This window comes from Pseudomonas frederiksbergensis, from assembly GCF_003732275.1.
Lineage (GTDB): Bacteria > Pseudomonadota > Gammaproteobacteria > Pseudomonadales > Pseudomonadaceae > Aquipseudomonas > Aquipseudomonas frederiksbergensis_H.
Genome location: NZ_MOBM01000002.1, coordinates 103269 through 127046, shown reverse-complemented (window position 1 = coordinate 127046; position 23778 = coordinate 103269). Strand labels below are relative to the sequence as shown.

Annotated in this window: 19 protein-coding genes; 8 read left to right on the top strand and 11 right to left on the bottom strand. The window is 58.6% G+C overall.

What is annotated here, in order from left to right; translation table 11 throughout:
* Nucleotides 1-6: 6 nt before the first annotated feature.
* The 7 genes from BK662_RS00935 to BK662_RS00905 all read right to left on the bottom strand — a co-directional run bounded on the left by BK662_RS00935 (nucleotide 7) and on the right by BK662_RS00905 (nucleotide 10682).
* Nucleotides 7-918, bottom strand: a complete 912-nt coding sequence (locus BK662_RS00935) for an ABC transporter permease subunit (RefSeq protein WP_123355934.1) — start codon at nucleotides 916-918, stop codon at nucleotides 7-9.
* A gap of 10 nt (nucleotides 919-928) precedes the next feature.
* Nucleotides 929-1939, bottom strand: a complete 1011-nt coding sequence (locus BK662_RS00930) for an ABC transporter permease subunit (protein ID WP_063341564.1) — start codon at nucleotides 1937-1939, stop codon at nucleotides 929-931.
* 72 nt (nucleotides 1940-2011) lie between these two features.
* Nucleotides 2012-3607, bottom strand: a complete 1596-nt coding sequence (locus BK662_RS00925; protein WP_123355932.1) for an ABC transporter substrate-binding protein — start codon at nucleotides 3605-3607, stop codon at nucleotides 2012-2014.
* A gap of 75 nt (nucleotides 3608-3682) precedes the next feature.
* A complete protein-coding gene (locus BK662_RS00920; protein WP_123355930.1) occupies nucleotides 3683-5116 on the bottom strand; it encodes an OprD family porin in 1434 nt (477 codons plus the stop codon).
* A gap of 170 nt (nucleotides 5117-5286) precedes the next feature.
* On the bottom strand, nucleotides 5287-6888 hold the full coding sequence (locus BK662_RS00915) for an ABC transporter substrate-binding protein (protein ID WP_123355928.1): 1602 nt from the start codon (nucleotides 6886-6888) through the stop codon (nucleotides 5287-5289).
* 299 nt (nucleotides 6889-7187) lie between these two features.
* On the bottom strand, nucleotides 7188-8813 hold the full coding sequence (locus BK662_RS00910) for an ABC transporter substrate-binding protein (RefSeq protein ID WP_123355926.1): 1626 nt from the start codon (nucleotides 8811-8813) through the stop codon (nucleotides 7188-7190).
* A 258-nt stretch (nucleotides 8814-9071) separates the two neighbouring features.
* Nucleotides 9072-10682 (bottom strand): ABC transporter substrate-binding protein, encoded by a 1611-nt coding sequence (locus tag BK662_RS00905; RefSeq protein ID WP_123355924.1) that lies wholly within the window; start codon nucleotides 10680-10682, stop codon nucleotides 9072-9074.
* 464 nt (nucleotides 10683-11146) lie between these two features.
* Between BK662_RS00905 and BK662_RS00900 the strand changes: the two genes are divergently transcribed.
* The gene (locus BK662_RS00900) at nucleotides 11147-11515 is read left to right on the top strand and encodes a DUF6124 family protein (protein WP_123355922.1); all 369 of its coding nucleotides are present in this window, start codon (nucleotides 11147-11149) and stop codon (nucleotides 11513-11515) included.
* A 207-nt stretch (nucleotides 11516-11722) separates the two neighbouring features.
* Here BK662_RS00900 and BK662_RS00895 read toward each other — a convergent pair whose 3' ends face one another.
* The gene (locus tag BK662_RS00895) at nucleotides 11723-12439 is read right to left on the bottom strand and encodes an SIMPL domain-containing protein (RefSeq protein ID WP_123355919.1); all 717 of its coding nucleotides are present in this window, start codon (nucleotides 12437-12439) and stop codon (nucleotides 11723-11725) included.
* A 386-nt stretch (nucleotides 12440-12825) separates the two neighbouring features.
* On the opposite strand from BK662_RS00895, the gene BK662_RS00890 reads away from it, so the two are divergent.
* The 4 genes from BK662_RS00890 (at nucleotide 12826) to BK662_RS00875 (ending at nucleotide 17392) form a co-directional block, all read left to right on the top strand.
* Nucleotides 12826-14088, top strand: a complete 1263-nt coding sequence (locus tag BK662_RS00890; protein WP_007901384.1) for an ATP-binding protein — start codon at nucleotides 12826-12828, stop codon at nucleotides 14086-14088.
* Nucleotides 14081-14641: a response regulator transcription factor gene (locus BK662_RS00885; protein ID WP_007901386.1), complete on the top strand. Its 561-nt coding sequence runs from the start codon at nucleotides 14081-14083 to the stop codon at nucleotides 14639-14641. Before BK662_RS00890 ends, BK662_RS00885 begins: the two co-directional genes overlap by 8 nt.
* 96 nt (nucleotides 14642-14737) lie before the next feature.
* Nucleotides 14738-16465 (top strand): ABC transporter ATP-binding protein/permease, encoded by a 1728-nt coding sequence (locus tag BK662_RS00880; RefSeq protein WP_123355917.1) that lies wholly within the window; start codon nucleotides 14738-14740, stop codon nucleotides 16463-16465.
* A 180-nt stretch (nucleotides 16466-16645) separates the two neighbouring features.
* A complete protein-coding gene (locus tag BK662_RS00875; protein WP_052965770.1) occupies nucleotides 16646-17392 on the top strand; it encodes a FadR/GntR family transcriptional regulator in 747 nt (248 codons plus the stop codon).
* A gap of 70 nt (nucleotides 17393-17462) precedes the next feature.
* Here the strand turns inward: BK662_RS00875 and BK662_RS00870 are convergent, their stop codons facing one another.
* The 3 genes from BK662_RS00870 to BK662_RS00860 form a co-directional block, all read right to left on the bottom strand.
* Nucleotides 17463-17837: a hypothetical protein gene (locus BK662_RS00870; protein WP_123356106.1), complete on the bottom strand. Its 375-nt coding sequence runs from the start codon at nucleotides 17835-17837 to the stop codon at nucleotides 17463-17465.
* A gap of 162 nt (nucleotides 17838-17999) precedes the next feature.
* Complete coding sequence (locus BK662_RS00865; RefSeq protein ID WP_123355916.1) at nucleotides 18000-18191, bottom strand: hypothetical protein; 192 nt, start codon at nucleotides 18189-18191, stop codon at nucleotides 18000-18002.
* 14 nt (nucleotides 18192-18205) lie between these two features.
* The gene (locus BK662_RS00860) at nucleotides 18206-19537 is read right to left on the bottom strand and encodes a phospholipase (RefSeq protein ID WP_123355914.1); all 1332 of its coding nucleotides are present in this window, start codon (nucleotides 19535-19537) and stop codon (nucleotides 18206-18208) included.
* Nucleotides 19538-19772: 235 nt separating this feature from the next.
* On the opposite strand from BK662_RS00860, the gene kdgD reads away from it, so the two are divergent.
* The 3 genes from kdgD (at nucleotide 19773) to BK662_RS00845 (ending at nucleotide 23769) form a co-directional block, all read left to right on the top strand.
* Nucleotides 19773-20684 carry a 5-dehydro-4-deoxyglucarate dehydratase gene (gene kdgD, locus BK662_RS00855; RefSeq protein WP_123355912.1) on the top strand — a complete coding sequence of 304 codons (912 nt, stop codon included), beginning with the start codon at nucleotides 19773-19775 and terminating at the stop codon, nucleotides 20682-20684.
* Nucleotides 20685-20745: 61 nt separating this feature from the next.
* Entirely contained in the window at nucleotides 20746-22191 is a 1446-nt protein-coding gene (locus BK662_RS00850; RefSeq protein ID WP_123355910.1) for an aldehyde dehydrogenase family protein, read from the top strand.
* Nucleotides 22192-22401: 210 nt separating this feature from the next.
* Nucleotides 22402-23769: an MFS transporter gene (locus tag BK662_RS00845; RefSeq protein ID WP_123355908.1), complete on the top strand. Its 1368-nt coding sequence runs from the start codon at nucleotides 22402-22404 to the stop codon at nucleotides 23767-23769.
* The last annotated feature ends 9 nt before the right edge of the window (nucleotides 23770-23778 follow it).

Sequence of the window (23778 nt, the reverse complement as noted above, 5' to 3'; positions counted from 1 at the left end):
ATCTCCTCAGGCGGCGTTCTTGAGTTTCGGGTCCAGCGCATCGCGCAGGCCGTCGCCCATCAAGTTGATTGCCAGCACGCTGAGCAAAATGGTCAAACCAGGCAGACTTACCACCCACCAGGCGCGTTCGATGTAGTCGCGAGCCGAAGCCAGCATGGTGCCCCACTCAGGCGTTGGCGGTTGTACGCCAAGGCCGAGGAAGCCCAGTGCCGCGGCATCGAGAATCGCCGAGGAGAAGCTCAAAGTGGCCTGAACGATCAGCGGCGCCATGCAGTTGGGCAGCACCGTGACGAACATCAGGCGTGGCAGACCGGCACCGGCCAGGCGCGCGGCGGTTACGTAGTCGCGGTTCAGTTCGCCCATCACCGCGGCGCGGGTCAGACGAACATAGGACGGCAACGAAACCACGGCGATGGCAATAATGGTGTTGATCAGGCCAGGGCCGAGGATGGCGACAATCGCCACCGCCAGCAGCAAGGACGGCAGGGCCAGCATGATGTCCATCAGACGCATGATGGTCGGGCCGAGCACGCGCGGGAAGAAGCCGGCGAACAGACCCAACAGGATGCCCGGAATCAGCGACATCACCACCGAAGACAAGCCGATCAGCAGGGACAGGCGCGAACCGTGGATCAGCCGCGACAGCAGGTCGCGACCCAATTCATCGGTGCCGAGCAGGAACTGGATTTGTCCACCTTCCAGCCAGGATGGCGGGGTCAGCAGGAAGTCGCGGAATTGCTCGCTCGGGTTATGCGGCGCGACCCAAGGGGCAAATAGCGCGCAGAAAATCACCAGCAGCATGAACATCAGGCCGGCGACGGCGCCTTTATTCCTGGAGAACGCGTGCCAGAATTCTTTATACGGGGACGGATACAGCAGGCTTTGATCGACTGCTACCGGTGTAGTGAGAGTGGTCATGATCTTGATCTCAGCGCTGATGACGGATGCGTGGGTTGGCAAAGCCGTAGAGGATGTCCACCACGAAGTTGACCAGAATCACCAGGCAGGCGATTAACAGGATGCCGTTCTGCACCACGGGATAATCCCGTGCGCCAATGGCTTCGATCAGCCATTTGCCGATGCCGGGCCAGGAGAAAATGGTTTCGGTCAGGACCGCACCGGCCAGCAACGTGCCGACTTGCAGGCCGACTACGGTCAGTACCGGAATCAGCGCGTTACGCAGGCCGTGAACGAACACCACGCGCGACGGCGACAGGCCTTTGGCACGGGCGGTACGGATGTAGTCTTCACGCAGCACTTCGAGCATCGACGAACGGGTCATCCGCGCGATCACTGCCAGCGGGATGGTGCCGAGCACGATGGCCGGGAGGATGAGGTGATGCAGGGCATCGAAGAACGCCCCGACATCATCGGCCAGCAACGTATCGATCAGCATGAAACCGGTGCGCGGCTCGATGTCGTAGAGCAGGTCGATCCGCCCGGACACCGGCGTCCAGCCCAGGCTCACCGAGAAGAACATGATCAGGATCAGGCCCCACCAGAAGATCGGCATCGAGTATCCCGCCAGGGAGACGCCCATCACCCCATGGTCGAACAGGGATCCTCGCTTGAGTGCCGCGATCACCCCGGCCAGAAGGCCCAGGATGCCGGCGAACAACAGGGCGGCCATGGACAGTTCCAGGGTCGCGGGGAATAGAGAGCTGAACTCGGTCCAGACGCTTTCACGGGTACGCAGGGATTCGCCGAGATCGCCGTGGGCCAACTTGCCGATGTAATCCAGGTATTGGGCATACAGGGGTTTGTTCAGACCTAGGCGTTCCATTGCCTGAGCATGCATTTCGGGGTCGACTCTGCGTTCGCCCATCATTACTTCCACGGGGTCGCCTGGAATCATGCGAATCAACGCGAAAGTCAGCAAGGTGATGCCGAAGAACGTGGGGATCAATAACCCCAATCGGCGGGCAATAAAACTAAACATCTTGTGTGGTACCTCATCAGCCGGTTAGGCGTGCCCGGCATCGCTGGGTCAGCGATGCCGGGCGTTTCTTATCTACTTCACCTGGGTGGTGGCGAAGTTATTCGTGGTGAGGGGGCTAATGTGATAGCCCTCTACGTTGTTGCGCATTGCGGTGAACATTCGGGTGTGCGCCATGCTGATCCACGGCTGGTCCTGATTAAAAATGGCCTGGGCCTGTTCGTAGAGCGCCGTGCGTTCGTCCGGGTTCACTTTAGCCCTTGCTTCGTCGATCAGCGCCTGGAACTTTTCATTGCACCAGCGAGCGTAGTTTTCGCCGTTCTTGGCGGCTTCACAACTGAGCATAGGCGTCAGGAAATTATCCGGGTCGCCGTTGTCGCCCGCCCAGCCGGCGGACACCATGTCGTGCTCGCCGTTTTTCGCGCGCTTGAGCATTTCGCCCCATTCCATGACACGAATATCGACCTTGATCCCGACCTTGGCCAGGTCGGCTTGCATCATCTGCGCGCCGAGCATCGGGTTCGGGTTGGTCGGGCCGCCGCCGTTACGGGTGAACAGGGTGAACGCGGTGCCATCCGGTACACCGGCTTCCTTGAGCAGGGCGCGAGCCTTGTCCAGATCACGCGGCGGGTTGGTCAGTTTGTGGTTGTAGCCCAGCAGGGTGTCCGGGTATGGGTTGACCGCCACGGTCGCGTTGCCTTTGCCGAACAGCGCGTTGACGTAGGCTTCCTTATCGAACGCAATGTCGATCGCTTTGCGCACTCGCACATCACTCATGTACTTGTGAGTGGTGTTCATGGCGATGTAGGACACGGTCATCGCGTTCAGTTCATCGACCTTCAGCTTGTCGTCTTTCTTAATGCTCGGGATGTCATCCGGTTTCGGATACAGCGCGATCTGGCACTCGTTGGCCTTGAGCTTTTGCAGGCGCACGTTGTTGTCGGTGGCGATCGCCAGAATCAGCGAATCAGCCGGTGGTTTGCCGCGGAAGTAGTCCGGGTTGGCCTTGAAGCGGACTTGAGCGTCCTTGGCGTAGCGCTGGAAAACGAACGGGCCGGTGCCAATTGGCTTGCTGTTCAGGTCGCCGGCCTTGTTGGCCTTGAGCAACTGGTCGGCGTACTCGGCGGGGAAGATCGAGGAGAAGGCCATGGCGATATCGGCCAGGAACGGCGCTTCACGGCGGGTCAGGGTGAATTTGACCGTGTTGTCGTCGACCTTCTCGACGCTTTTGAGCAGCTCTTTGAAGCCCATGCTTTCAAAGTACGGGAAGCCCACGCTCGACAGTTTGTGCCATGGGTGTTTCGGGTCCAGTTGACGCTGGAAGCTCCAGACCACGTCGTCGGCGTTCATGTCGCGGGTCGGCTTGAAATAGTCGGTGGTGTGAAACTTGACGCCTTTGCGCAGGTGGAACGTGTAGGTCAGACCGTCGTCGCTGATGTCCCACGACTCGGCCAGTGCCGGGATCACTTCAGTGGTGCCGGGCTTGAAGTCCGCCAGACGATTGAAGATGGTTTCGGCCACCGCATCGGCTGTGACTGCAGTCGTGTACTGAACCATATCGAAGCCTTCCGGGCTGGCTTCGGTACAGACCACCAAGGGTTTGGCCGAGACGCCAACAGCGGCACTCAGCAACGCGGCGGCGATGGCCGCTCGTAGGGGAAGCATTTTCATCTAGAGCCCTCTGCAATCGGTTGAACAGAAAAGCCAGACGGCCGACTCATCATGAGTCAGCCGCAGGCATGCGTTTTACAAAATGTTGAACGGGATGGTGGTCACGAGACGGAACTCGTTGATGCTGCCATCCGCCTGGTTTTCGCTGGCGCGGTGAGCGGTGTAGGTCGCGCGGATAGCGGTGGCCTTGAGTGGACCGCTCTGCACGGCGTACGAAGCACCGATGCCGTATTCATAGTGGTGTTCGCCATCCTGACTCTGGATACCGTCGTAACCCTTGCCTGCTACGCCTTCGTTGCCGGTGTAGTGAGTGCCGTCGATGCCCCAGCCGCGAGCCTGGTAGATGTTGAATTTCAGGCCAGGCACGCCGTATTCGGCCATGTTCAGACCGTAGGCAATCTGGAAGGACTTCTCGTTCGGGCCGTTGAAGTCCGACAGCAGGGAGTTGGCCAGGTAAATGCCGTTGGTTTCGTGCAGGTAGTCGAAGTACTCGTTACCGTTCACTTCCTGATAGGAGAAGGTCAGGCTATGGGCCTGGTGGGTCAGGCCGAACGACAGGGAGTAGGTGTCGTTGTCGATTTTGCCTATGAGGGCTTTACCTTCTTCCTGTGTTTTGTAGTAGTTCAGGCCGGTGGTCAGGCTCAGGACCTGGCTGTCGCCCAGCACATGACTGGCGCCGAAGTAGTACTGGTTCCAGATGTCTTCGGCCTGGGTCGCCCAGAGGCTGGTGGTCAGGCTGGCGAATGGGGTGTAGGTGATACCGCCCGTGTAGACGTGATCGGTTTCAACGATGCCGTTGGCGTATTCGGTACGGAATTTACGCTGGCTTTCTTCGGTACGCGGAGAGTTGCGATCGAAGGTGGCCAGGTCAAAAGCCAGGTTGTTCAGCTCTTCGCTATGGATGGCCACACCTTGGAAGCTCGAAGGCAGCGCACGGTTACCGATGACATCGACCATCGGGCTGCTGAAGTTCTGGCGGCCAGCGGTCAGGGTGGTGTTGGAGACACGGGCCTTGACGTTGGCCAGGCCCAGTTTGCTCCACTGGCCGACGGCGTCGCCACCTTCTTCGGTCAGGGTACGGTTGTTGCCTGCGCCAGGACGGGTACCCGGTGCGCCGCCGTTGTTGGACGCCAGATCCTTGCGATCACGATCCAGAGCGATGGCGTTGTAGGCCGCCACTTCGGTGCTGAAACCTACGGTGCCTTCAGTGAAGCCGGAGTTGTACTTGAGGATGGTGCCCTGAACCCAGTTGATACGACGATCAGTCGGGGTCGATACACCGTCTTTCTTGTAGCTGAACGTGGCACCACGTTTCAGTTGTTCGTTGGCGTACCAGTTACGCGTGCTGCCGGTGACCGATTGGCCTTCGACAAAGCCGGTTGCCTCGGCTTGAGCGCTTTTGGTGTTGACCGTAACCGGGGTGAAAGCCTGGCTCTGGGATTCAGCGTAAGCCGTGGCGGTCACGCTGCTGATGGCCAAGGCCAATAACGCGGTGCTGCTCAGTTTCATGGGTGACGCTCCTTTCTTTCTTTTTTTAATGCCGGTCTTTTTTGGTGATCCGGCTATTTGGTTTTGAACTCATGCAGGCATCGCAAACGTTTGCTAGAGGCCAAATTGGCGAATTACGGCAATACGCTTGCGTGAGGGCGGAATCCGCCCCCAGCGTTCTGGCTAATCGGTTATTGGTCGATACTGACGCCCGAGAACACGTTACGGCCGAAAGGACTCACCTTGAATCCTTCGACTTTGGCGCTCAACGGCTGGTTGACCGTCGAGTGGGCGACTGGCGTGATCGGCACCTGCTGCTTGAGGTACTGTTGCGCCTGTTTGTAGAGCACGGTGCGCTGGTCGCGATCGGTCACGACCTTGGCCTGCTTGATCAGCTTGTCGTAAGCCGGATCGCACCACATGGAGTAGTTGTTGCCGCCAATGGCATCGCAGCTGTACAGCGTGCCGAGCCAGTTGTCCGGATCGCCATTGTCACCGGTCCAGCCGATCAGGCTGATGTCGTGCTCGCCGTTCTTGGTGCGCTTGATGTACTCGCCCCATTCGTAGCTGACGATCTTCACTTTGAGGCCGATTTTTGCCCAGTCAGCCTGGAGCATTTCGGCCATCAACTTGGCGTTGGGGTTATACGGACGTTGAACCGGCATGGCCCAGAGGGTGATTTCGGTGCCTTCCTTCACGCCGGCAGCCTTGAGCAGTTCCTTGGCTTTTTCCGGGTTGTAGGCGGCGTCTTTGATAGTGTCGTCGTAGGACCACTGGGTCGGTGGCATGGCGTTGACCGCCAGTTGACCGGCGCCTTGATAGACGGCGTTGAGAATGCCTTGCTTGTTCACCGCCATGTCCAGCGCCTGGCGTACTTCGAGCTGGTCGAACGGTTTGTGCCGCACGTTATAGGCGATGTAACCAAGGTTGAACCCGGGCTTTTCGATCAGTTGCAGTTTCGGATCGTTTTTCAGCGCGGTCACGTCGGCGGGGCGCGGGTGCAGGGTGATCTGGCATTCGTTGGCCTTGAGCTTCTGCACGCGCACCGAGGCGTCGGTGTTGATGGCGAAAATCAGGTTGTCGAGCTTGACCCGGCTCGGGTCCCAGTACTGTTTGTTGCCGCTGTAACGGATGTTGGAATCTTTCTGGTAGCTCTTGAACACGAACGGGCCAGTGCCGATCGGCTTCTGGTTGATGTCGCTCGGCTTGCCGGAGGCCAGCAACTGGTCGGCGTATTCGGCAGAAAGGATCGCGGCGAAACTCATGGCGATGTTCTGGATGAACGCGGCGTCGACACTGTTGAGCGTCATCACCACGGTCAGCGGCCCGGTCTTCTCGACCTTGGCGATGTTCTTGTTCAGGCTCATCCCGTTGAAATACGGGAACTCGGTCGGATAAGCCTTACGGAAGGGTTGCTGCGGATCGAGCATGCGATTGAAGGTGAACAGCACGTCATCGGCGTTGAAGTCGCGGGTCGGCGTGAAGTATTTGGTCGTGTGAAATTTCACCCCTTCGCGCAAGTGAAAGGTGTACTTGAGGCCGTCTTCGGAAATATCCCAGCTCGTTGCCAGGCCTGGTACGACGTTGGTGGCGCCTTTTTCAAACTCTGCCAATCGGTTGTACAGCGGCTCGGCGGCGTCGTTATCGGTCGCAGTGGTGTACTGCGCCGTGTCGAAACCGGCGGGGCTGCCTTCAGAGCAGAACACCAGGCTGTTGTTGGCGGCCTGGCTGATGGAAGTGGCGGCCAGCAGGCCGGTGCCCAGCAATGCGGATAAAACCAAGGTATGGCGCATGACGCTCCCTCTTTTTTAGTGTTGTGCAATGCGCCGTTGTCCCGTCCGGGGACGTGGGGCTTCATTGCTCTCAAACCATTGCATGCAGCAAACCGAGAGCCCACGCATGAACTGGTCAGATCCCGACGGTATGAGCCGTGGGTCTGGCAGTAAATGTGTAGAGTCTGAAAGACTCGTAGGAAAAGGCGACGCGTCCTAAACCTCTGCTGTGGTACGCAGTGGATTTGGCTGTCAGTGAATTCCTACTTTCTCGGTAGATAAAGCAACGGCGACGTGAATAACGTCGCCGTTGCAAAACCTTATTTGCTGACGCTGACGCCGTAGAAGGAGTTCAAGCCAAACGGGCTGATCTTGAAGTCCTGCACGTTGTCGCGCATGGGTTGGAACACCGTCGAGTGAGCGATAGGTGTCATTGGAACGGCGTCTTTGAGGACGTGTTGCGCCTGCTTGTACAGTTCGGTGCGCTTGCCCTGATCGGTAGTGCGTTTGGCTTCCTTGACGATGCCGTCGAATTTCTTGTCGCACCACTTCGAGAAGTTGTTGCCCTGCAGAGAGTCGCAGCCGAACAGTACGTTCAGCCAGTTGTCCGGGTCACCGTTGTCGCCGCTCCAGCCAATCAGCATCGCGCCGTTTTCGCCGCCTTTGGAGCGCTTGATGTACTCGCCCCACTCGTAGGTCACGATCTTGGCTTTGATACCGATCTTGGCCCAGTCAGACTGCAGCATTTCTGCCATCAGTTTGGCGTTCGGGTTGTATGGACGCTGTACCGGCATCGCCCACAGGTTGATCTCGGTGCCTTCCTTGATGCCGGCTTCCTTGAGCAGCGCTTTAGCTTTCTCAGGGTTGTACGGCGCATCCTTGATGGTGGTGTCGTAGGACCACTGGGTCGGAGGCATGGCGTTGACGGCCAGTTGGCCAGCACCCTGGTAAACCGAGTCAATGATTTGCTGCTTATTGACGGCCATGTCCAGTGCCTGACGCACTTTCAACTGAGCCATCGGGTTCGGCTGGTCGCTGCCCTTGATTTTGTCCATCACGTTGTAGGCGATGTAACCCAGGTTGAAACCAGCCTGGTTAGGCACCTTCAAAGTCTTGTCTTCTTGCAGCGCCTTCAGGTCGGCCGGGCGTGGGAACAGCGTGATCTGGCACTCGTTCTTCTTCAGCTTCTGAATACGCACCGACGGGTCGGTGGTGATGGCGAAGATCAGGTTGTCGATCTTGACGTCGTCAGGCTTCCAGTAGTCCTTGTTCCCGGTGTAGCGGATGTTGGAGTCTTTCTGGTAGCTCTTGAACACGAACGGACCCGTGCCGACCGGCTTCTGGTTGAGGTCGGGGGCTTTGCCTTCCTTGAGCAACTGGGCAGCGTATTCGGCGGACTGGATCGAGGCGAAGCTCATGGCCATGTTCTGGATGAACGCGGCATCAACTTCTTTCAGGGTGAACTTGACGGTTTTGTCGTCGACTTTATCGATCTTGGTGATGTTGGTGTCCATCCCCATGTCGGTGAAGTACGGGAATTCAGTCGGGTACGCTTTGCGGAACGGGTCGTCCTTATTAATCATGCGATTAAAGGTGAACAGCACGTCGTCGGCGTTGAACTCACGGGTCGGCTTGAAGTACGGGGTGGTGTGGAACTTGACGCCTTCACGCAGGTGGAAGGTGTAAGTCAGGCCGTCATCGGAAATGTCCCACTTGGTCGCCAGGCCAGGAACAACGGCGGTGCCGCCGCGCTCGAACTGGGTCAGGCGGTTGAACATGGTTTCTGCAGAGGCGTCGAAGTCGGTTCCGGTGGTGTACTGACCAGGGTCGAAACCGGCCGGGCTCCCTTCGGAGCAAAACACCAGGTTAGTCGCAGCGACGGCGAAAGGTGCGCTGGCTAATAAGCTTGCGCCGACTAAAAACGGAATGACCGCGTGTTTAAGCATGGTGGCCTCATGATTTGTTGTCATTTTTGGAATTAGAGGACGACCTCGTGAGTCGACCTGCGGATACTTATGCAGGGGCCATACCCAATGCAAGATCCTGAATGGCAACAAGTCTTAAACAGTGGCACGAACGTACCTTAATGTCGCATTTGTGTAACTATCGATGTATTTGACCGTTTGCGCAGGTTTTTTACGGTGCAAATCGCGCACCGACAAGGGGCAACCGGGGCATCTGATGCACCCGGTTGGAGCCTGGTGTTACTTATTTATACCCACTCCATAGAAGGGGGTAAGGCCGAAAGGGCTGATCTTGAAGTCGGTCACTTCCTTGCGCAGTGGCTGGAACACCGTCGAGTTCGCAATCGGTGTGATCGGCACTTGTTGCTTAAGGATTTGCTGTGCCTGTTGGTACAGATTGACCCGCTGCTGTTTGTCCGTGGACACCTTGGCTTGCTGCACCAGCTTGTCGTAGACCGGGTCGCACCACTTGGCGTAGTTGCTGCCTTTCACTGCGGCGCAGCTGTAGAGCACGCCGAGCCAGTTGTCCGGATCACCGTTGTCGCCGGTCCAGCCGTAGATCATCGCGTCGTGTTCACCGTTCTTGGCGCGCTTGATGTATTCGCCCCATTCATAGCTGACGATGTTGGCCTTGATCCCGACTTTCTCCCAATCCTGCTGGATCATCTGTGCCGACATTCGCGCGTTGGGATTGGAGGCGCGCTGCACGGTCATGGCCCACAAATCGATGGTGGTACCGGGCGCAACCCCTGCTTCTTTTAGTAGCGCGCGGGCTTTGGTCGGGTCGTGCGGTGTGTCTTTGATACTCGGGTCATACGACCATTGCGCCGGCGGCAAGGCGTTCTGCGCCAGTTGCCCGGCACTCTGGTAGACCGCTTTGATGATCGCCGGTTTGTCGATGGCCATGTCCAGTGCCTGACGCACCTTGAGCTGATCCAGCGGCGGGTGGGTCACGTTGTAGGCGAGGAAGCCGAGGTTGAAACCGGCTTGCTTGAGCACGATCAGGTTCGGGTCTTTCTCCATCACTTCGATGTCCGCCGGGCGCGGGTAGCCGCTGACCTGGCACTCGCCGGCCTTGAGCTTCTGCAAGCGCACGGCGGCGTCCGGGGTGATCGAGAAAATCAGGTTGTCGAGTTTAACGTCCTCGGGTTTCCAGTAAGCCTTGTTGGCGGTGTAGCGGATCTGCGAGTCCTTTTGATAGCGCTTGAACACGAAGGGGCCGGTGCCGACCGGTTTCTGATTAAGGTCGGCGGCTTTGCCTTCTTTCAACAATTGCCCGGCGTATTCGGCGGATTGCACCGAGGCGAAGCTCATGGCGAGGTTTTGCACGAACGCGGCGTCGATGTTGTTCAGGCTGAAGCGCACGGTGTGATCGTCGAGTTTGTCGATGCTTTTGATCGTGGTGTTCAGGCCCATGTCGGTGAAGTACGGTGACTCGGCGGGGTAGGCTTTGCGGAATGCATTCTGCGGGTCGAGCAGGCGCTGGAAGGTGAACAACACGTCGTCGGCGTTGAAGTCGCGGGTCGGGGTGAAGTAGTCGGTGGTGTGGAATTTCACGCCGTCGCGCAGGTGGAAGGTGTAGCTGAGCCCGTCCTTGGACACTTCCCAGCTGGTGGCCAGACCGGGTTCGATTTCGGTGCCACCGCGTTTGAACTGGGTGAGGCGGTTGAAGACGGTTTCGGCGGAGGCGTCGAAGTCGGTGCCGCTGGTGTATTGGCTGGGGTCGAAACCGGCGGGGCTGGCTTCGGAGCAATAGACCAGGGTGGTGGCGGCTTGGGCGGCTTGGGCGAGTGGTGCAGTTGTGGCGAGGGCGAGAGCAAGCAGAAGTGGTTTGACGGTGGTTCTTTCCATGGAGTCCCCGAGGGTTTGGCGGCGGTGTTTTCCTGAGGGTAGCGTTGTTGGTGAGATTGGCGGAAATATCCGTTTGTAAGGGAGACCCCTCTGTTCGGGCATACCTCTCGGGTCATTTGGGAACTTGACGGCCTGTAGGAGCTGCCGAAGGCTGCGATCTTTTGACGTTGATTTTCAAGATCAAAAGATCGCAGCCTCGTTTCACTCGACAGCTCCTACAGAAGCGTTGTCAGGCGTGGGTTGTGGGGTGAATTTAATTGTCTTTCGCGTTTAATGTTTAATTGGTGTGTCAGGGCGCAGATCTTTCCACGTGTCGTTCAGGTTGTCGGTCGGAAGTGGCTTCTCTAATCTTTGGCTCTCGCTGCAAAACCAGCGAGCAGGAGTGGAAACCTGAAATCAGTAGGGCGAAAGCCCTCACGACCATAATGGCAAGTGATGGCTCCAATTGTGATTAGGAGCTGCAAATGGACAACGACGATTCCGATTCGAACTTCAACAAAACCAACCCAAACGCCGAAGCTTCGCGCACCGAAGAATTACTCAAAGACCGCGAAGCCATAAAACGCGCCCTCGACTACTACCTCGATCCTCCCGTCCCCTATGCCGCAAAACCCCGTCGTCCCAGCACGATGTATATGATTGCCCCCAACATGGATACCGAAAGCCTGCTGGTGCAAGCTTGTGAGTCATTGGCCTCGGCCAGTGTCCTGGCCAGTGATTTCGCCACTAACCTGATCGGCCCGCAGCGCCATACGGCTATGGCGATTCAGCAGATCATCATGTTGGCGGAATTGGCAGTGAACCGAGCGTTGGATAACGTCGATCCGGCGTAGACCGCGTTATCGTTCATCGCGAGCAGGCTCGCTCCCACAGGGATTGAGGGTGTACATGGACTTTATGTACGACACAGATCAAATGTGGGAGCGAGCCTGCTCGCGATGGCGGCAGATTGTTCGCCAAAAAAGCTGACTGGCCTACGACGGGCAATAAAAAACGGCGATCACTTCGGTGATCGCCGTTTTCGTGTCCGGGCTATCGAATCAAGGCATCAACACTTCAATCGCCCCATCCGCCGTCATGCTGACCTGGCTGGTGCCCGCTTCAACCTCGGGGGTCACTGGCGCGGAGTCCATGCCGGCCGCTTTCATCATCATCGGACCGCGCATGTACGGTTGTGGATAACCGTTGCTGTTGAGGTTCAGGTTGACGATTTTGTAGCTCTTGCCACCCAGGGCGTCGGTGGCCAGTTGGGCGCGGGACTTGAAGGCGGTCACGGCTTCTTTGAGCAGGGCGTCTTCGCTGGCCTTGCGGGTTGGGGTGGCGATGGCGAAGTCCATGCCGCCCATTTTCAGGTCGGTGAGCAGTTCGCCGGTGAGTTTGGACAGGGCGGCGAAGTCCGAGCTTTCCAGGCGCAGTTCGGCGCGTTCACGCCAGCCGGTGATTTTCTGGCCTTTGGTGTCGTAGATCGGATAGCTGTTGCGGCTGCCCTGGCGCAGGGTGATGTCTTTGACTTCTTTAGCCTGGGCCAGTGCTTTGTTCATGGCGGTGCTGACGTCGGCGGCGAGTTTGGCCGGGTCGGTGTTTTGCTCTTCGGTGTAGAGGGTCACGATCATCAGGTCGCGGGCCACTTCCTGGCTGACTTCGGCGCGCAGGGAGATCTGGTTGTAATGCAGTTCGTCGACGGCCAGGGCCGGGAGGCTGGCGACGGTGCCAACGCTTAAGGCAAGAAGGGCGGCGCTGCGGCGCAATGTGTGCATGAAAAGCTCCTTGGACGGTGCGCAGGGGTTGAGGTCCGAACCTGCGTGAAACCATCAGACTCTAGCTTCAATGGTCCGGTTCGCACAGTTACAACTTCTATACAGTCTCAAGTGATGCCAGGGCTTTTGTGGCGAGGGAGCTTGCTCCCGCTCGGCTGCGAAGCAGTCGCAAGATCGGTATGCACGGTTTGTCAGTTTCACCCGGTCGCATGGTTGGGGCCTGCTTCGCAGTCCAGCGGGAGCAAGCTCCCTCGCCACAGGGAAACTCATTGCTGAAGGTAAATTCACGTGCAGTAACTGTGGCCGTTTGCCGCACTTTTGCCTGCCAGCCCCTGTGCTTGGTTATACTCCGTGCGATCCGCCTGGAGCGCTCATCAGGAGAGCTCATGCTCGCCCCCGTTCAAATCACTTCCGCCACTCGCCAGAACCTCTGGCGGCTCACGTTCATCCGCACGTTGGTGCTGGCCGCTCAGGCCGGTTCCGTAGGCCTGGCCTACTGGTTCGACCTGCTGCCGTTGCCCTGGCTGCAATTGGCGATCACCCTCGGTTTTTCCATGGTGCTCTGCGCACTGACCGCGATTCGCCTGCGCACGTCGTGGCCGGTGACCGAGCTCGAATACGCCGTGCAACTGGCCTGCGACCTGTTTATCCACAGTGCCTTGCTGTACTTCTCTGGCGGTTCGACCAATCCGTTCGTCTCTTATTACCTGGTGCCGCTGACTATCGCTGCCGTGACGCTGCCGTGGCGCTATTCGGTGATTCTGTCGGGTATCGCCCTGGCGCTTTATACGTTGCTGCTGGCGCGGTTCTACCCGCTGGAAACGTTCCCGATCGCCCGGGAGAACCTGCAGATCTACGGGATGTGGCTGAGCTTCGCCCTGGCGGCAGCGGTGATCACGTTCTTCGCCGCCCGCATGGCCGAAGAACTGCGTCGTCAGGAAGAATTGCGCGCCATTCGTCGCGAAGAAGGCCTGCGCGATCAGCAATTGCTGGCTGTCGCGACCCAGGCTGCCGGCGCCGCCCATGAACTGGGCACGCCGCTGGCGACCATGAGCGTGTTGCTCAAGGAAATGCGCCAAGACCATCCCGACCCGCTGTTGCAGGACGATTTGAGCGTGCTGCAGGATCAGGTCAAACTCTGCAAAGAGACCTTGCAGCAGTTGGTTCGAGCGGCGGAAGCCAATCGTCGCCTGGCGGTGGAGATGCAGGATGTCACCGATTGGCTCGACGAAGCCCTGAACCGCTGGCACCTGATGCGCCCGGAAGCCAGCTACCGCTTTCAGCGCCTGGGCCAGGGGACCGTGCCGCGCATGGCGCCACCGCCGGACCTGACCCAGGCCCTGCTGAATTTGCTGAACAACGCCGCCGATGCGTGCCCCGAAGGCTTGCAAGTGACCCTGGACTGGAATGCCGAGGACTTGACCATCAGCATTCGCGACCATGGCGCCGGTGTGCCTCTGGCCATTGCCGAGCAGATTGGCAAACCGTTTTTTACCACCAAGGGCAAAGGTTTCGGCCTGGGCCTGTTTTTGAGCAAGGCCAGCGTGACACGCGCCGGCGGCTCAGTGAAACTCTACAGTCATGAGGAAGGTGGCACGCTTACCGAGCTGCGCCTGCCCCGTGTCGCCCGAGGAGACGAACATGAGTGACGAGATCCAAGTCGAAGGCGAAGAACTGCCGCATTTGCTGCTGGTAGACGACGACGCAACTTTCACCCGCGTGATGGCCCGCGCCATGGCCCGCCGTGGTTTTCGTGTCAGCACAGCAGGTTCCGCCGAAGAAGGCCTGACCATCGCCCAAGCCGACATCCCGGATTACGCCGCCCTTGATCTGAAAATGGACGGCGACTCGGGCCTGGTATTGCTGCCGAAACTGCTCGAACTCGACCCGGAAATGCGCGTGGTGATCCTCACCGGTTATTCGAGCATTGCCACCGCCGTCGAGGCGATCAAGCGCGGCGCCTGCAATTACCTGTGCAAGCCGGCGGACGCCGATGACGTGCTGGCCGCGTTACTCTCCGAGCACGCCGACCTCGACACGCTGGTGCCGGAAAACCCGATGTCCGTGGACCGTCTCCAGTGGGAGCACATCCAGCGCGTATTGACCGAGCACGAAGGCAACATCTCCGCTACGGCTCGCGCCTTGGGCATGCACCGCCGCACGCTGCAGCGCAAACTGCAGAAGCGCCCGGTCCGTCGCTGAACCGGCGCTGAACAATTGTTGTCACACCTCGTTACAAGCCGAGTCGATCATTTATGATCGGCTCGTGTGTGTTCTTTTCTTTATCGAGCCTTATCCATGAATCAGAACGCTGAATATTCCGCGGTCAACGATGCTGTGCGCGGGCAGTTTTTTCGTAAAGTCTGGGCGATAACCACGCCTTACTGGCGCAGCGAAGAGAAGGGCAAGGCCTGGACGTTGCTGATCGCGGTGATCGCGCTGTCATTGTTCAGCGTGGCGATTTCGGTGTGGATCAACAGTTGGTACAAGGATTTCTACAACGCCCTGCAGAAGAAAGACGAAGCGGCGTTTTGGCAGTTGATCCTGTACTTCTGCGGCATCGCCGCCGTGGCGATTCTCGGCGCGGTGTATCGGCTCTACCTGACTCAGATGCTGACCATTCGTTGGCGAGCGTGGCTCACCGAGAAGCACTTCGCCCGCTGGCTCGATAACAAGAACTACTACCAGCTGGAGCAGGGCGGTTACACCGATAACCCGGACCAGCGGATTTCCGAAGACCTCAACAAGTTCACCACCAACACCTTGGGCCTGGGCCTTGGTTTGATCCGTAACGTCGTCAGCCTGGTGTCGTTCTCGATCATTTTGTGGGGCGTGTCGGGTAGCATCGAAGTGCTTGGCTTCACGATCCCCAGCTACATGTTCTGGTGCGCGCTGGTTTATGCCGTCGTCGGCAGCTGGTTGACGCATGTGATCGGTCGTCGCTTGATCGGCCTCAACAACAACCAGCAACGTTTCGAAGCCGACTTGCGTTTCTCCATGGTGCGGGTTCGCGAGAATGCCGAAAGCATTGCGCTGTACAACGGCGAACCTAATGAGAACCGCCGTCTGAGCAGCCGCTTCGGCATGGTCTGGCATAACTTCTGGGACATTATGAAAGTGTCCAAACGCCTGACCTTTTTCACTTCCGGTTACGGCCAGATCGCGATCATCTTCCCGTTCATGGTCGCCGCTCCGCGTTACTTTGCCGGCAAGATCGAACTCGGTGAGCTGATGCAAATCAACTCCGCGTTCGGCAACGTGCAGGAGAACTTCAGTTGGTTCATCAGCGCGTACCAGGACCTCGCCGAGTGGCGTGCCACGTGTGATCGTCTGCTGAGTTTCCGCCAGGCCATGACCGATAACGAAGAGCGCGCACCGGCCATCGACGTGCTGAGTCAAGGCTCGGCGTTGAAGGTTCATAACCTCGGCCTTGACCTCGCTGACGGTCGTCATCTGCTGACCAATGCCGACATGACCGTGGAGGAGGGCGAGCGAGTCATGCTCAGCGGTCGTTCCGGCAGCGGCAAATCTACCTTGCTGCGGGCGATGGGCCACCTTTGGCCGGCGGGCCACGGCAGCATCCGCTTGCCGACGGGGCGTTACCTGTTCCTGCCGCAAAAACCGTATCTGCCGATTGGCACCCTGCGTGAGGCGCTGAGTTATCCACAACCCGGCGACACCTACCCGCACGAGCGCTACGTCCACGTGCTGGAAGCCTGCCGCTTGCCGCACCTGGTTTCGCGTCTGGATGAAGCCAATCACTGGCAGCGCATGCTCTCGCCGGGCGAGCAGCAACGTCTGGCCTTCGCCCGTGCGCTGCTTTATGCGCCGCAATGGCTGTACATGGACGAAGCCACTTCGGCGATGGATGAAGAGGATGAAGCGTCGCTGTATCAGGCATTGATCGATGAATTGCCAGGCTTGAGCATCGTCAGCGTCGGGCATCGCAGCAGCCTGAAGCGTTTCCACCCACGGCATGTGCGCATCGAGAATGGCCATCTAGTGGACCAAACCGTGACCGCCTGACACCGTCCCCCTGTAGGAGCTGCCGAAGGCTGCGATCTTTTGATCTTGATCTAAAAAACAAAATCAAAAGATCGCAGCCTTCGGCAGCTCCCACAGGGGAATGTGTGCCGACGGTGATCGTACAACCACGTTGAGCTATGATGCGGTTTCAGCCGTAACTTTCGAGAAAAGACGTTCACCATGGAAAACCCGATCGACGCACCTCGCCTCCCTCGCAAGCGCCGCAGCCTCGCTCAGGAACTGGTGACGGTGCTGTCCGAGCAGATCCGCGACGGTCACCTCAAACGTGGCGACAAATTGCCCACCGAGTCGGCGATCATGGATGCCCATGGTGTGAGCCGCACCGTGGTGCGCGAAGCGATTTCCCGTTTGCAGGCCGCCGGGCAAGTTGAAACCCGTCACGGCATCGGCACCTTCGTGCTCGATACCCCGAGCCCGAGCGGTTTCCGTATCGACCCGGCCACCGTGGTGACCTTGCGTGATGTGCTGGCGATTCTGGAATTGCGCATCAGCCTGGAAGTGGAATCCGCGGGCCTTGCCGCGCAACGTCGCAGCGCTGAGCAGTTGGCGTTGATGCGAGCGGCGCTGGACGCGCTGAATGAAAGCGCCTCCCACGCCAGCGATGCGGTGGCTTCGGACTTCCAGTTCCACCTGCAAATTGCCCTGGCCACCGGTAACCGCTACTTCACCGACATCATGACTCACCTGGGCACCAGCATTATTCCGCGCACGCGCCTGAACTCCGCGCGCCTGGCCCATGATGATCAGCAGCACTACATGAGTCGACTGAGTCGCGAGCACGAAGAGATTTATGATGCGATCGCCCGCCAGGATTCCGATGCGGCGCGGGCGGCGATGCGGTTGCACCTGACGAATAGCCGTGAACGGTTGCGCCAGGCGCATGAAGAGGCGCAAGCGCAACGCTGATCACGTCTTATCGATGAACGATCAACACTAAAACGCGCCTGACCGGTAAACGGTCAGACGCGAAAAGGAGTCAGGCTTCGACGTACAGTCTCAGGGGCTCCGAACACGGCTCCAGACTGGACTCATCCGCGAATTTGTAACGCAATTCGATTTCTGTGTTCTGGTACTTTTCCAGCTCTGCTTTCGGTATCAGCAGTTCAATTCCCATCCGTTTTACCATGTCGTCGCTGGCGTCATCCCAGACACCGGTGGGCTCTGCGAGGCCCTCCCAATCTGGTTCTTCCGTATCCGCCCCAAGGATTGGATAGACATCCCAATTTGGCGGAATATCGTTCGGATCCGGGACGCGGACTATCAAGAAATCACCCACGTTCGACAGTTTTATGATTGCTTTGTCGGGCTCGTGAGGCGAGAACCGGGGAAGAACCGGGATAGAAAAAGTCATGATGATCGCTCTCCGTGCGAAGTCTGCCACGATCCATTCATGGCAGCGGTCACACTGTACGTGGCGCATTCATGACGTGCTGGGCGCGATTTTGACCAATCATTTCAGAGGCCGTGGCGCTCGCACCCTCACGATAGAGCCGGGCCTCGTCTCGCCACTGCCTCAGTCAGTCCTCAAAATCGAACGGTCCACCCTCACTGCCAGCTCAATGGCCCCAGGCCTTGTGTTGAACGCCACGTTCCCGCGCTCATCCACGACCGCCCGGGCAATTGGCAAGCCTTTGGACAGCAACTCCAGCGGCGCACCTTTCATCGATTGGCCCGAAGCCAGTTCCAGTTTCAGTTTGATAGTCATCAGTGATCTCCTTATCAGGCATTGGCCGCTGAATTCAGCACGCCGGTTGGTTGGTAGTCCTTGAGCAGCAGATAAGTACTCCAGCCCCACCAGTCGTCGACGGTGGCGGTGTCGTTGAGGTTGTTGACGTCCTTGCGCCGCAACACCTTGTTGCCGTCAACCTTGAACAGTGGCGAGAAATTGCCTGCCGGGTTCAGTACCGCTTGCAGGTCAGGCAGCCTTTTCAACGCAGCAAAGCTGCCGGGCGACGGGGCGATGCCACCGAGGTACGCCGCGAACACTTCATCCGCAGACACCTGAACCGCTTGATTCACCTGGGCGCGATTGGCGCTGTCGATGGCGTCGAAGTAGCGCTTGTCACCGTAGGCGTGCCAGCGATCACCGTTGTCATTGCTCACGTTGAGGCCGAACTTGCTGTCTTCATCGTGCATGAAGCGGGTAATCAACGAACCGAGATCACTGGGCGTGACCACCGCCGCCAATTGTTTGCGCGGTACTCGCAGGTGGCCGGCGGAATACAGGTCGGTCAGGTAGTGATCGGCAAAAGCGTTCATCGCATAGGCCAGCTCCAACTGCTTTTCATCACCGCTGTTGTGGGCCAGCACTGCTTGTTGCAGCGCTGCCGTGTGCCCGGCGATGTAGGCCAGTAACGCCCATTCGGCAAAGTGGTCAGCATTGTTGGCGGCCAGCTTCAGATAACGCCCCAAAGGGAACAGCGCCGAGACGAAGCTGCCGCCGCCGGTGATCTTGTTCCACTCTTCCGACAACGTATCACCCAAGGCGTCATAAGCTTCGTGAGGTTGTCTACCGTCCCTGATCGCTTGATTGATGGCGGCGATTTCCTTCTGCATGACGCCGAGAATCAACTTCGCCTCGGCGTTTGAGGCCGGCAGTACCGCCAGGGAGTTGAAGGCGTTGGTAAAGCGCTGGATTCGGTCCGCGGCTGTTGCGCCTTCGCAGATCGGTTGATCGGGAATTCCATAGAAATCCCCTCCCAGCGCAATCACTTTTCCATAGGTCAATGCCAGGCCATTGGGCAGGTGCAACTCCACCTGCGAGGCCGGCAGCGCAGGCGCATCCTTGACGAAGCGCAGCAGGGTGCTGTCGCCGATCGCGGTATGTTCTGCACCCTCAAACCTCAACTGGGGCGCGCCTTTCAGCGCATTTTTTGATGGCGTCGACAGCAGGCTCTGGCGCTGATGTTTGAGGCCGTGATGGCTGCCGGCGGTGAGTTTAAGCGTGTCGACATCGCCAGAAAGGGCGATGCCGTGCTCAGTAAAAAGATCATCCAGATCGGCAATGACCTGTCGGGTATTTTCCTTCGATTGTGCGTGTAGACCTGACATTTCTAGCTCCTTGATATGTCGTAGGTAGAATCAAATTTAACTGTATGTATATACAGCCATCTGGATCATAGATGAGAACTTTCCTACGTCAAGGAATTACTTTTTCCGACGCTAATTTTGCGGCTCGCGATGAAATGCAGTTGACGGTTGTATTTTAAGTTGTACGATGACCTACAACTTCGGCGAAGGCTGAACCGTTTTCTCACACAACGTTGCTACCCAGGGTGTTCGAATAATGAATCCACAAGAACTGAAGTCCATCCTCTCTTCCGGCCTGCTGTCATTCCCGGTCACCGACTTCAATGCTCAGGGCGATTTCCATCGCGCGGGCTACATCAAACGTCTCGAATGGCTGGCCCCATACGGCGCCTCGGCATTGTTCGCCGCGGGCGGCACCGGTGAGTTCTTCTCTCTGGCGGCCAGCGAATATTCGGAAATCATCAAGACTGCTGTCGACACCTGCGCGACCAGCGTGCCGATCCTGGCCGGTGTCGGCGGCTCGACTCGTCAAGCCATCGAATACGCTCAGGAAGCCGAGCGTCTGGGCGCCAAAGGCCTGTTGCTGCTGCCGCACTACCTGACCGAAGCCAGCCAGGACGGTGTTGCCGCCCACGTTGAAGCCGTGTGCAAATCGGTAAAAATCGGCGTGGTGGTTTACAACCGCAACGTCTGCCGCCTGACCGCGCCTTTGCTGGAACGTCTGGCCGAGCGCTGCCCGAACCTGATCGGTTACAAGGATGGCCTGGGCGATATCGAGTTGATGGTGTCGATCCGTCGCCGCCTCGGTGATCGTTTCAGCTACCTGGGCGGTTTGCCGACCGCTGAAGTTTACGCCGCGGCCTACAAGGCTTTGGGCGTACCGGTCTACTCGTCGGCGGTGTTCAACTTCATCCCGAAAACCGCGATGGATTTCTACCACGCCATTGCTCGCGAAGATCACGCCACCGTCGGCAAGATCATCGACGACTTCTTCCTGCCGTACCTGGACATCCGTAACCGCAAGGCCGGTTACGCCGTGAGCATCGTCAAGGCCGGGGCAAAAATCGCAGGCTTCGACGCAGGCCCTGTGCGGGCGCCGCTGACCGATCTGACGGGTGAAGAGTACGAAATGCTCGCCGCGCTGATCGACAAGCAAGGTGCGCAGTAACACATCCGATTAAACAAGGCCGCTGAGTATTCAGCGGCCTTTTGCGTGAGGAGAACATCCCGTGACGAATGCAAAGCGTTTCGATAACTACATCAACGGCGAATGGGTGGCGGGTAGTGATTACTGCGCCAACATCAACCCGTCCGAGCTGACCGATACCATCGGCGACTATGCCAAGGCTGATCTGGCTCAGGTCCACGCCGCCATCGACGCCGCTCGCGCCGCGTTCCCGGCCTGGTCCACTTCGGGCATTCAGGCACGTCACGATTCCCTGGATAAAGTCGGTACTGAAATCCTCGCTCGTCGCGAAGAGCTCGGCACTTTGCTGGCCCGGGAAGAGGGCAAGACCCTGCCCGAAGCCATCGGCGAAGTGACCCGCGCCGGTAATATCTTCAAGTTCTTCGCCGGTGAATGCCTGCGCCTGTCCGGCGACTATTTGCCGTCGGTGCGTCCGGGCGTGAACGTCGAAGTCACTCGCGAAGCCCTCGGTGTGGTCGGCCTGATCACCCCGTGGAACTTCCCGATCGCGATCCCGGCGTGGAAAATCGCTCCGGCCCTGGCCTACGGCAACTGCGTCGTCCTGAAACCTGCTGATCTGGTGCCGGGATGTGCTTGGGCGCTGGCGGAAATCATCTCCCGCGCAGGCTTCCCGGCCGGTGTGTTCAACCTGGTGATGGGCAGCGGTCGCGTGGTTGGCGATGCGCTGGTGCAGAGCCCGAAAGTCGACGGCATCAGCTTCACCGGTTCCGTGGGTGTGGGTCGTCAGATCGCTGTCAGCTGCGTGTCGCGCCAGGCCAAGGTTCAACTGGAAATGGGCGGCAAGAACCCGCAGATCATTCTCGACGACGCCGACCTCAAGCAAGCGGTCGAGCTGTCGGTACAGAGCGCGTTCTATTCCACCGGCCAGCGTTGCACCGCGTCGAGCCGCTTCATCGTCACTGCCGGGATTCACGACAAATTCGTCGAAGCCATGGCCGAGCGCATGAAGTCGATCAAGGTTGGCCACGCGCTGAAAACCGGCACTGATATCGGTCCGGTCGTCTCGCAGGCTCAGCTTGAACAAGACATGAAGTACATCGACATCGGCCAGTCCGAAGGTGCGCGTCTGGTCAGCGGCGGTGGTCTGGTGACGTGCGACACCGAAGGCTATTTCCTTGCCCCAACGCTGTTTGCCGACAGCGAAGCGGCGATGCGCATCAGCCGCGAAGAGATCTTCGGCCCGGTGGCCAATATCGTTCGCGTCGCCGATTACGAGGCGGCGCTGGCCATGGCCAATGACACCGAGTTCGGCCTGTCGGCGGGCATCGCTACCACGTCTCTGAAGTATGCCAACCACTTTAAGCGCCACTCCCAGGCCGGGATGGTGATGGTCAACCTGCCGACCGCCGGTGTGGATTACCACGTTCCGTTTGGTGGGCGTAAAGGTTCATCCTATGGATCACGTGAGCAAGGTCGCTATGCGCAGGAGTTTTACACGGTCGTGAAGACCAGCTACATCGGCTCCTGACGCGAAACACCGCTGTATCGGCGCGCCACCCCGGTAGCGCCAATACCGCAAACCGACGTAGGAGCTGCCGAAGGCTGCGATCTTTTGATCTTGATTTTGGTGCCCTCAAGGACGCTAAAGATCAAAAGATCGCAGCCTTCGGCAGCTCCTACGCACGGACAAAAACAGCTTCACCCGCGCATAAAAATAATCAGTGGGAGTACATCTACAATGCAATCGACCAAGCCGACTCACGTCCGCTATTTGATCCTGCTCATGCTGTTTCTGGTGACCACGATCAACTACGCCGACCGGGCCACCATCGCAATCGCCGGCTCCAGCCTGCAAAAAGACCTCGGCATTGACGCGGTCACTCTCGGTTATATCTTCTCCGCATTCGGTTGGGCCTATGTGGCCGGGCAAATTCCCGGTGGCTGGCTGCTGGACCGTTTCGGTTCGAAAAAAGTCTATGCGCTGAGCATCTTCACCTGGTCGCTGTTCACCGTGCTGCAAGGCTATGTCGGTGAGTTCGGCATGTCCACGGCGGTGGTTGCGCTGTTCATGCTGCGCTTTTTGGTGGGCCTGGCCGAAGCGCCATCCTTCCCCGGCAACGCACGCATCGTGGCGGCCTGGTTCCCGACCGCTGAACGCGGTACAGCGTCTGCGATCTTCAACTCGGCGCAATACTTTGCCACCGTGTTGTTCGCACCGCTGATGGGCTGGATCGTCTACAGCTTCGGTTGGCAGCACGTGTTCATCGTCATGGGCGTGATCGGCATCATCTTCTCGGGGATCTGGCTGAAGGTTATCCACAGCCCGCGCCAACACCCGATGATCAACGACGCCGAGTTCAAGCACATCGCCGACAACGGCGGCATGGTCGACATGGACTCGGACAAAGGCAAAGGCAAAAAGGGCGACGGTCCGAAGTGGGACTACATCCGCCAACTGCTCACCAACCGCATGATGCTCGGCGTGTATCTGGGCCAGTACTGCATCAACGGCATCACTTACTTCTTCCTGACCTGGTTCCCGGTGTACCTGGTGCAGGAACGCGGCATGACCATCCTCAAGGCCGGTTTCATTGCCTCGCTGCCGGCGATCTGCGGGTTTATCGGTGGCGTGCTTGGCGGGGTGATTTCCGATTACCTGCTGCGCAAGGGCCACTCGCTGACGTTCGCCCGCAAGGCGCCGATCATCGCCGGCCTGCTGGTTTCCAGTAGCATCGTGGCTTGCAACTATGTGGACGTGGAATGGATGGTCGTCGGCTTCATGGCCCTGGCATTCTTCGGCAAAGGCGTCGGTGCGTTGGGCTGGGCCGTGGTGTCCGACACCTCGCCGAAACAGATCGCCGGTCTCAGCGGTGGCCTGTTCAACACCTTCGGCAACATCGCGTCGATCACCACGCCGATCGTCATCGGTTACATCATCAGCTCCACCGGCTCGTTCAAATGGGCGCTGGTGTTCGTCGGTTGCAACGCGCTGGTGGCGGTGTTCAGCTATCTGGTGATTGTTGGCCCGATCAAACGTGTGGTGCTCAAAGAGCCGCCAGTCAGCGGTCCTGAAACCAACAATAAGTTATCTGAAGCGCATTCCTGAGGAGCGGCG

What these genes read in the sequence shown, in the direction of transcription:
- BK662_RS00935 (WP_123355934.1), bottom strand. Translation starts at nt 918, where the DNA reads ATGACCACTCTCACTACACCGGTAGCAGTCGATCAAAGCCTGCTGTAT.
- BK662_RS00930 (WP_063341564.1), bottom strand. Translation starts at nt 1,939, where the DNA reads ATGTTTAGTTTTATTGCCCGCCGATTGGGGTTATTGATCCCCACGTTC.
- BK662_RS00925 (WP_123355932.1), bottom strand. Translation starts at nt 3,607, where the DNA reads ATGAAAATGCTTCCCCTACGAGCGGCCATCGCCGCCGCGTTGCTGAGT.
- BK662_RS00920 (WP_123355930.1), bottom strand. Translation starts at nt 5,116, where the DNA reads ATGAAACTGAGCAGCACCGCGTTATTGGCCTTGGCCATCAGCAGCGTG.
- BK662_RS00915 (WP_123355928.1), bottom strand. Translation starts at nt 6,888, where the DNA reads ATGCGCCATACCTTGGTTTTATCCGCATTGCTGGGCACCGGCCTGCTG.
- BK662_RS00910 (WP_123355926.1), bottom strand. Translation starts at nt 8,813, where the DNA reads ATGCTTAAACACGCGGTCATTCCGTTTTTAGTCGGCGCAAGCTTATTA.
- BK662_RS00905 (WP_123355924.1), bottom strand. Translation starts at nt 10,682, where the DNA reads ATGGAAAGAACCACCGTCAAACCACTTCTGCTTGCTCTCGCCCTCGCC.
- BK662_RS00900 (WP_123355922.1), top strand. Translation starts at nt 11,147, where the DNA reads ATGGACAACGACGATTCCGATTCGAACTTCAACAAAACCAACCCAAAC.
- BK662_RS00895 (WP_123355919.1), bottom strand. Translation starts at nt 12,439, where the DNA reads ATGCACACATTGCGCCGCAGCGCCGCCCTTCTTGCCTTAAGCGTTGGC.
- BK662_RS00890 (WP_007901384.1), top strand. Translation starts at nt 12,826, where the DNA reads ATGCTCGCCCCCGTTCAAATCACTTCCGCCACTCGCCAGAACCTCTGG.
- BK662_RS00885 (WP_007901386.1), top strand. Translation starts at nt 14,081, where the DNA reads ATGAGTGACGAGATCCAAGTCGAAGGCGAAGAACTGCCGCATTTGCTG.
- BK662_RS00880 (WP_123355917.1), top strand. Translation starts at nt 14,738, where the DNA reads ATGAATCAGAACGCTGAATATTCCGCGGTCAACGATGCTGTGCGCGGG.
- BK662_RS00875 (WP_052965770.1), top strand. Translation starts at nt 16,646, where the DNA reads ATGGAAAACCCGATCGACGCACCTCGCCTCCCTCGCAAGCGCCGCAGC.
- BK662_RS00870 (WP_123356106.1), bottom strand. Translation starts at nt 17,837, where the DNA reads ATGACTTTTTCTATCCCGGTTCTTCCCCGGTTCTCGCCTCACGAGCCC.
- BK662_RS00865 (WP_123355916.1), bottom strand. Translation starts at nt 18,191, where the DNA reads ATGACTATCAAACTGAAACTGGAACTGGCTTCGGGCCAATCGATGAAA.
- BK662_RS00860 (WP_123355914.1), bottom strand. Translation starts at nt 19,537, where the DNA reads ATGTCAGGTCTACACGCACAATCGAAGGAAAATACCCGACAGGTCATT.
- kdgD (WP_123355912.1), top strand. Translation starts at nt 19,773, where the DNA reads ATGAATCCACAAGAACTGAAGTCCATCCTCTCTTCCGGCCTGCTGTCA.
- BK662_RS00845 (WP_123355908.1), top strand. Translation starts at nt 22,402, where the DNA reads ATGCAATCGACCAAGCCGACTCACGTCCGCTATTTGATCCTGCTCATG.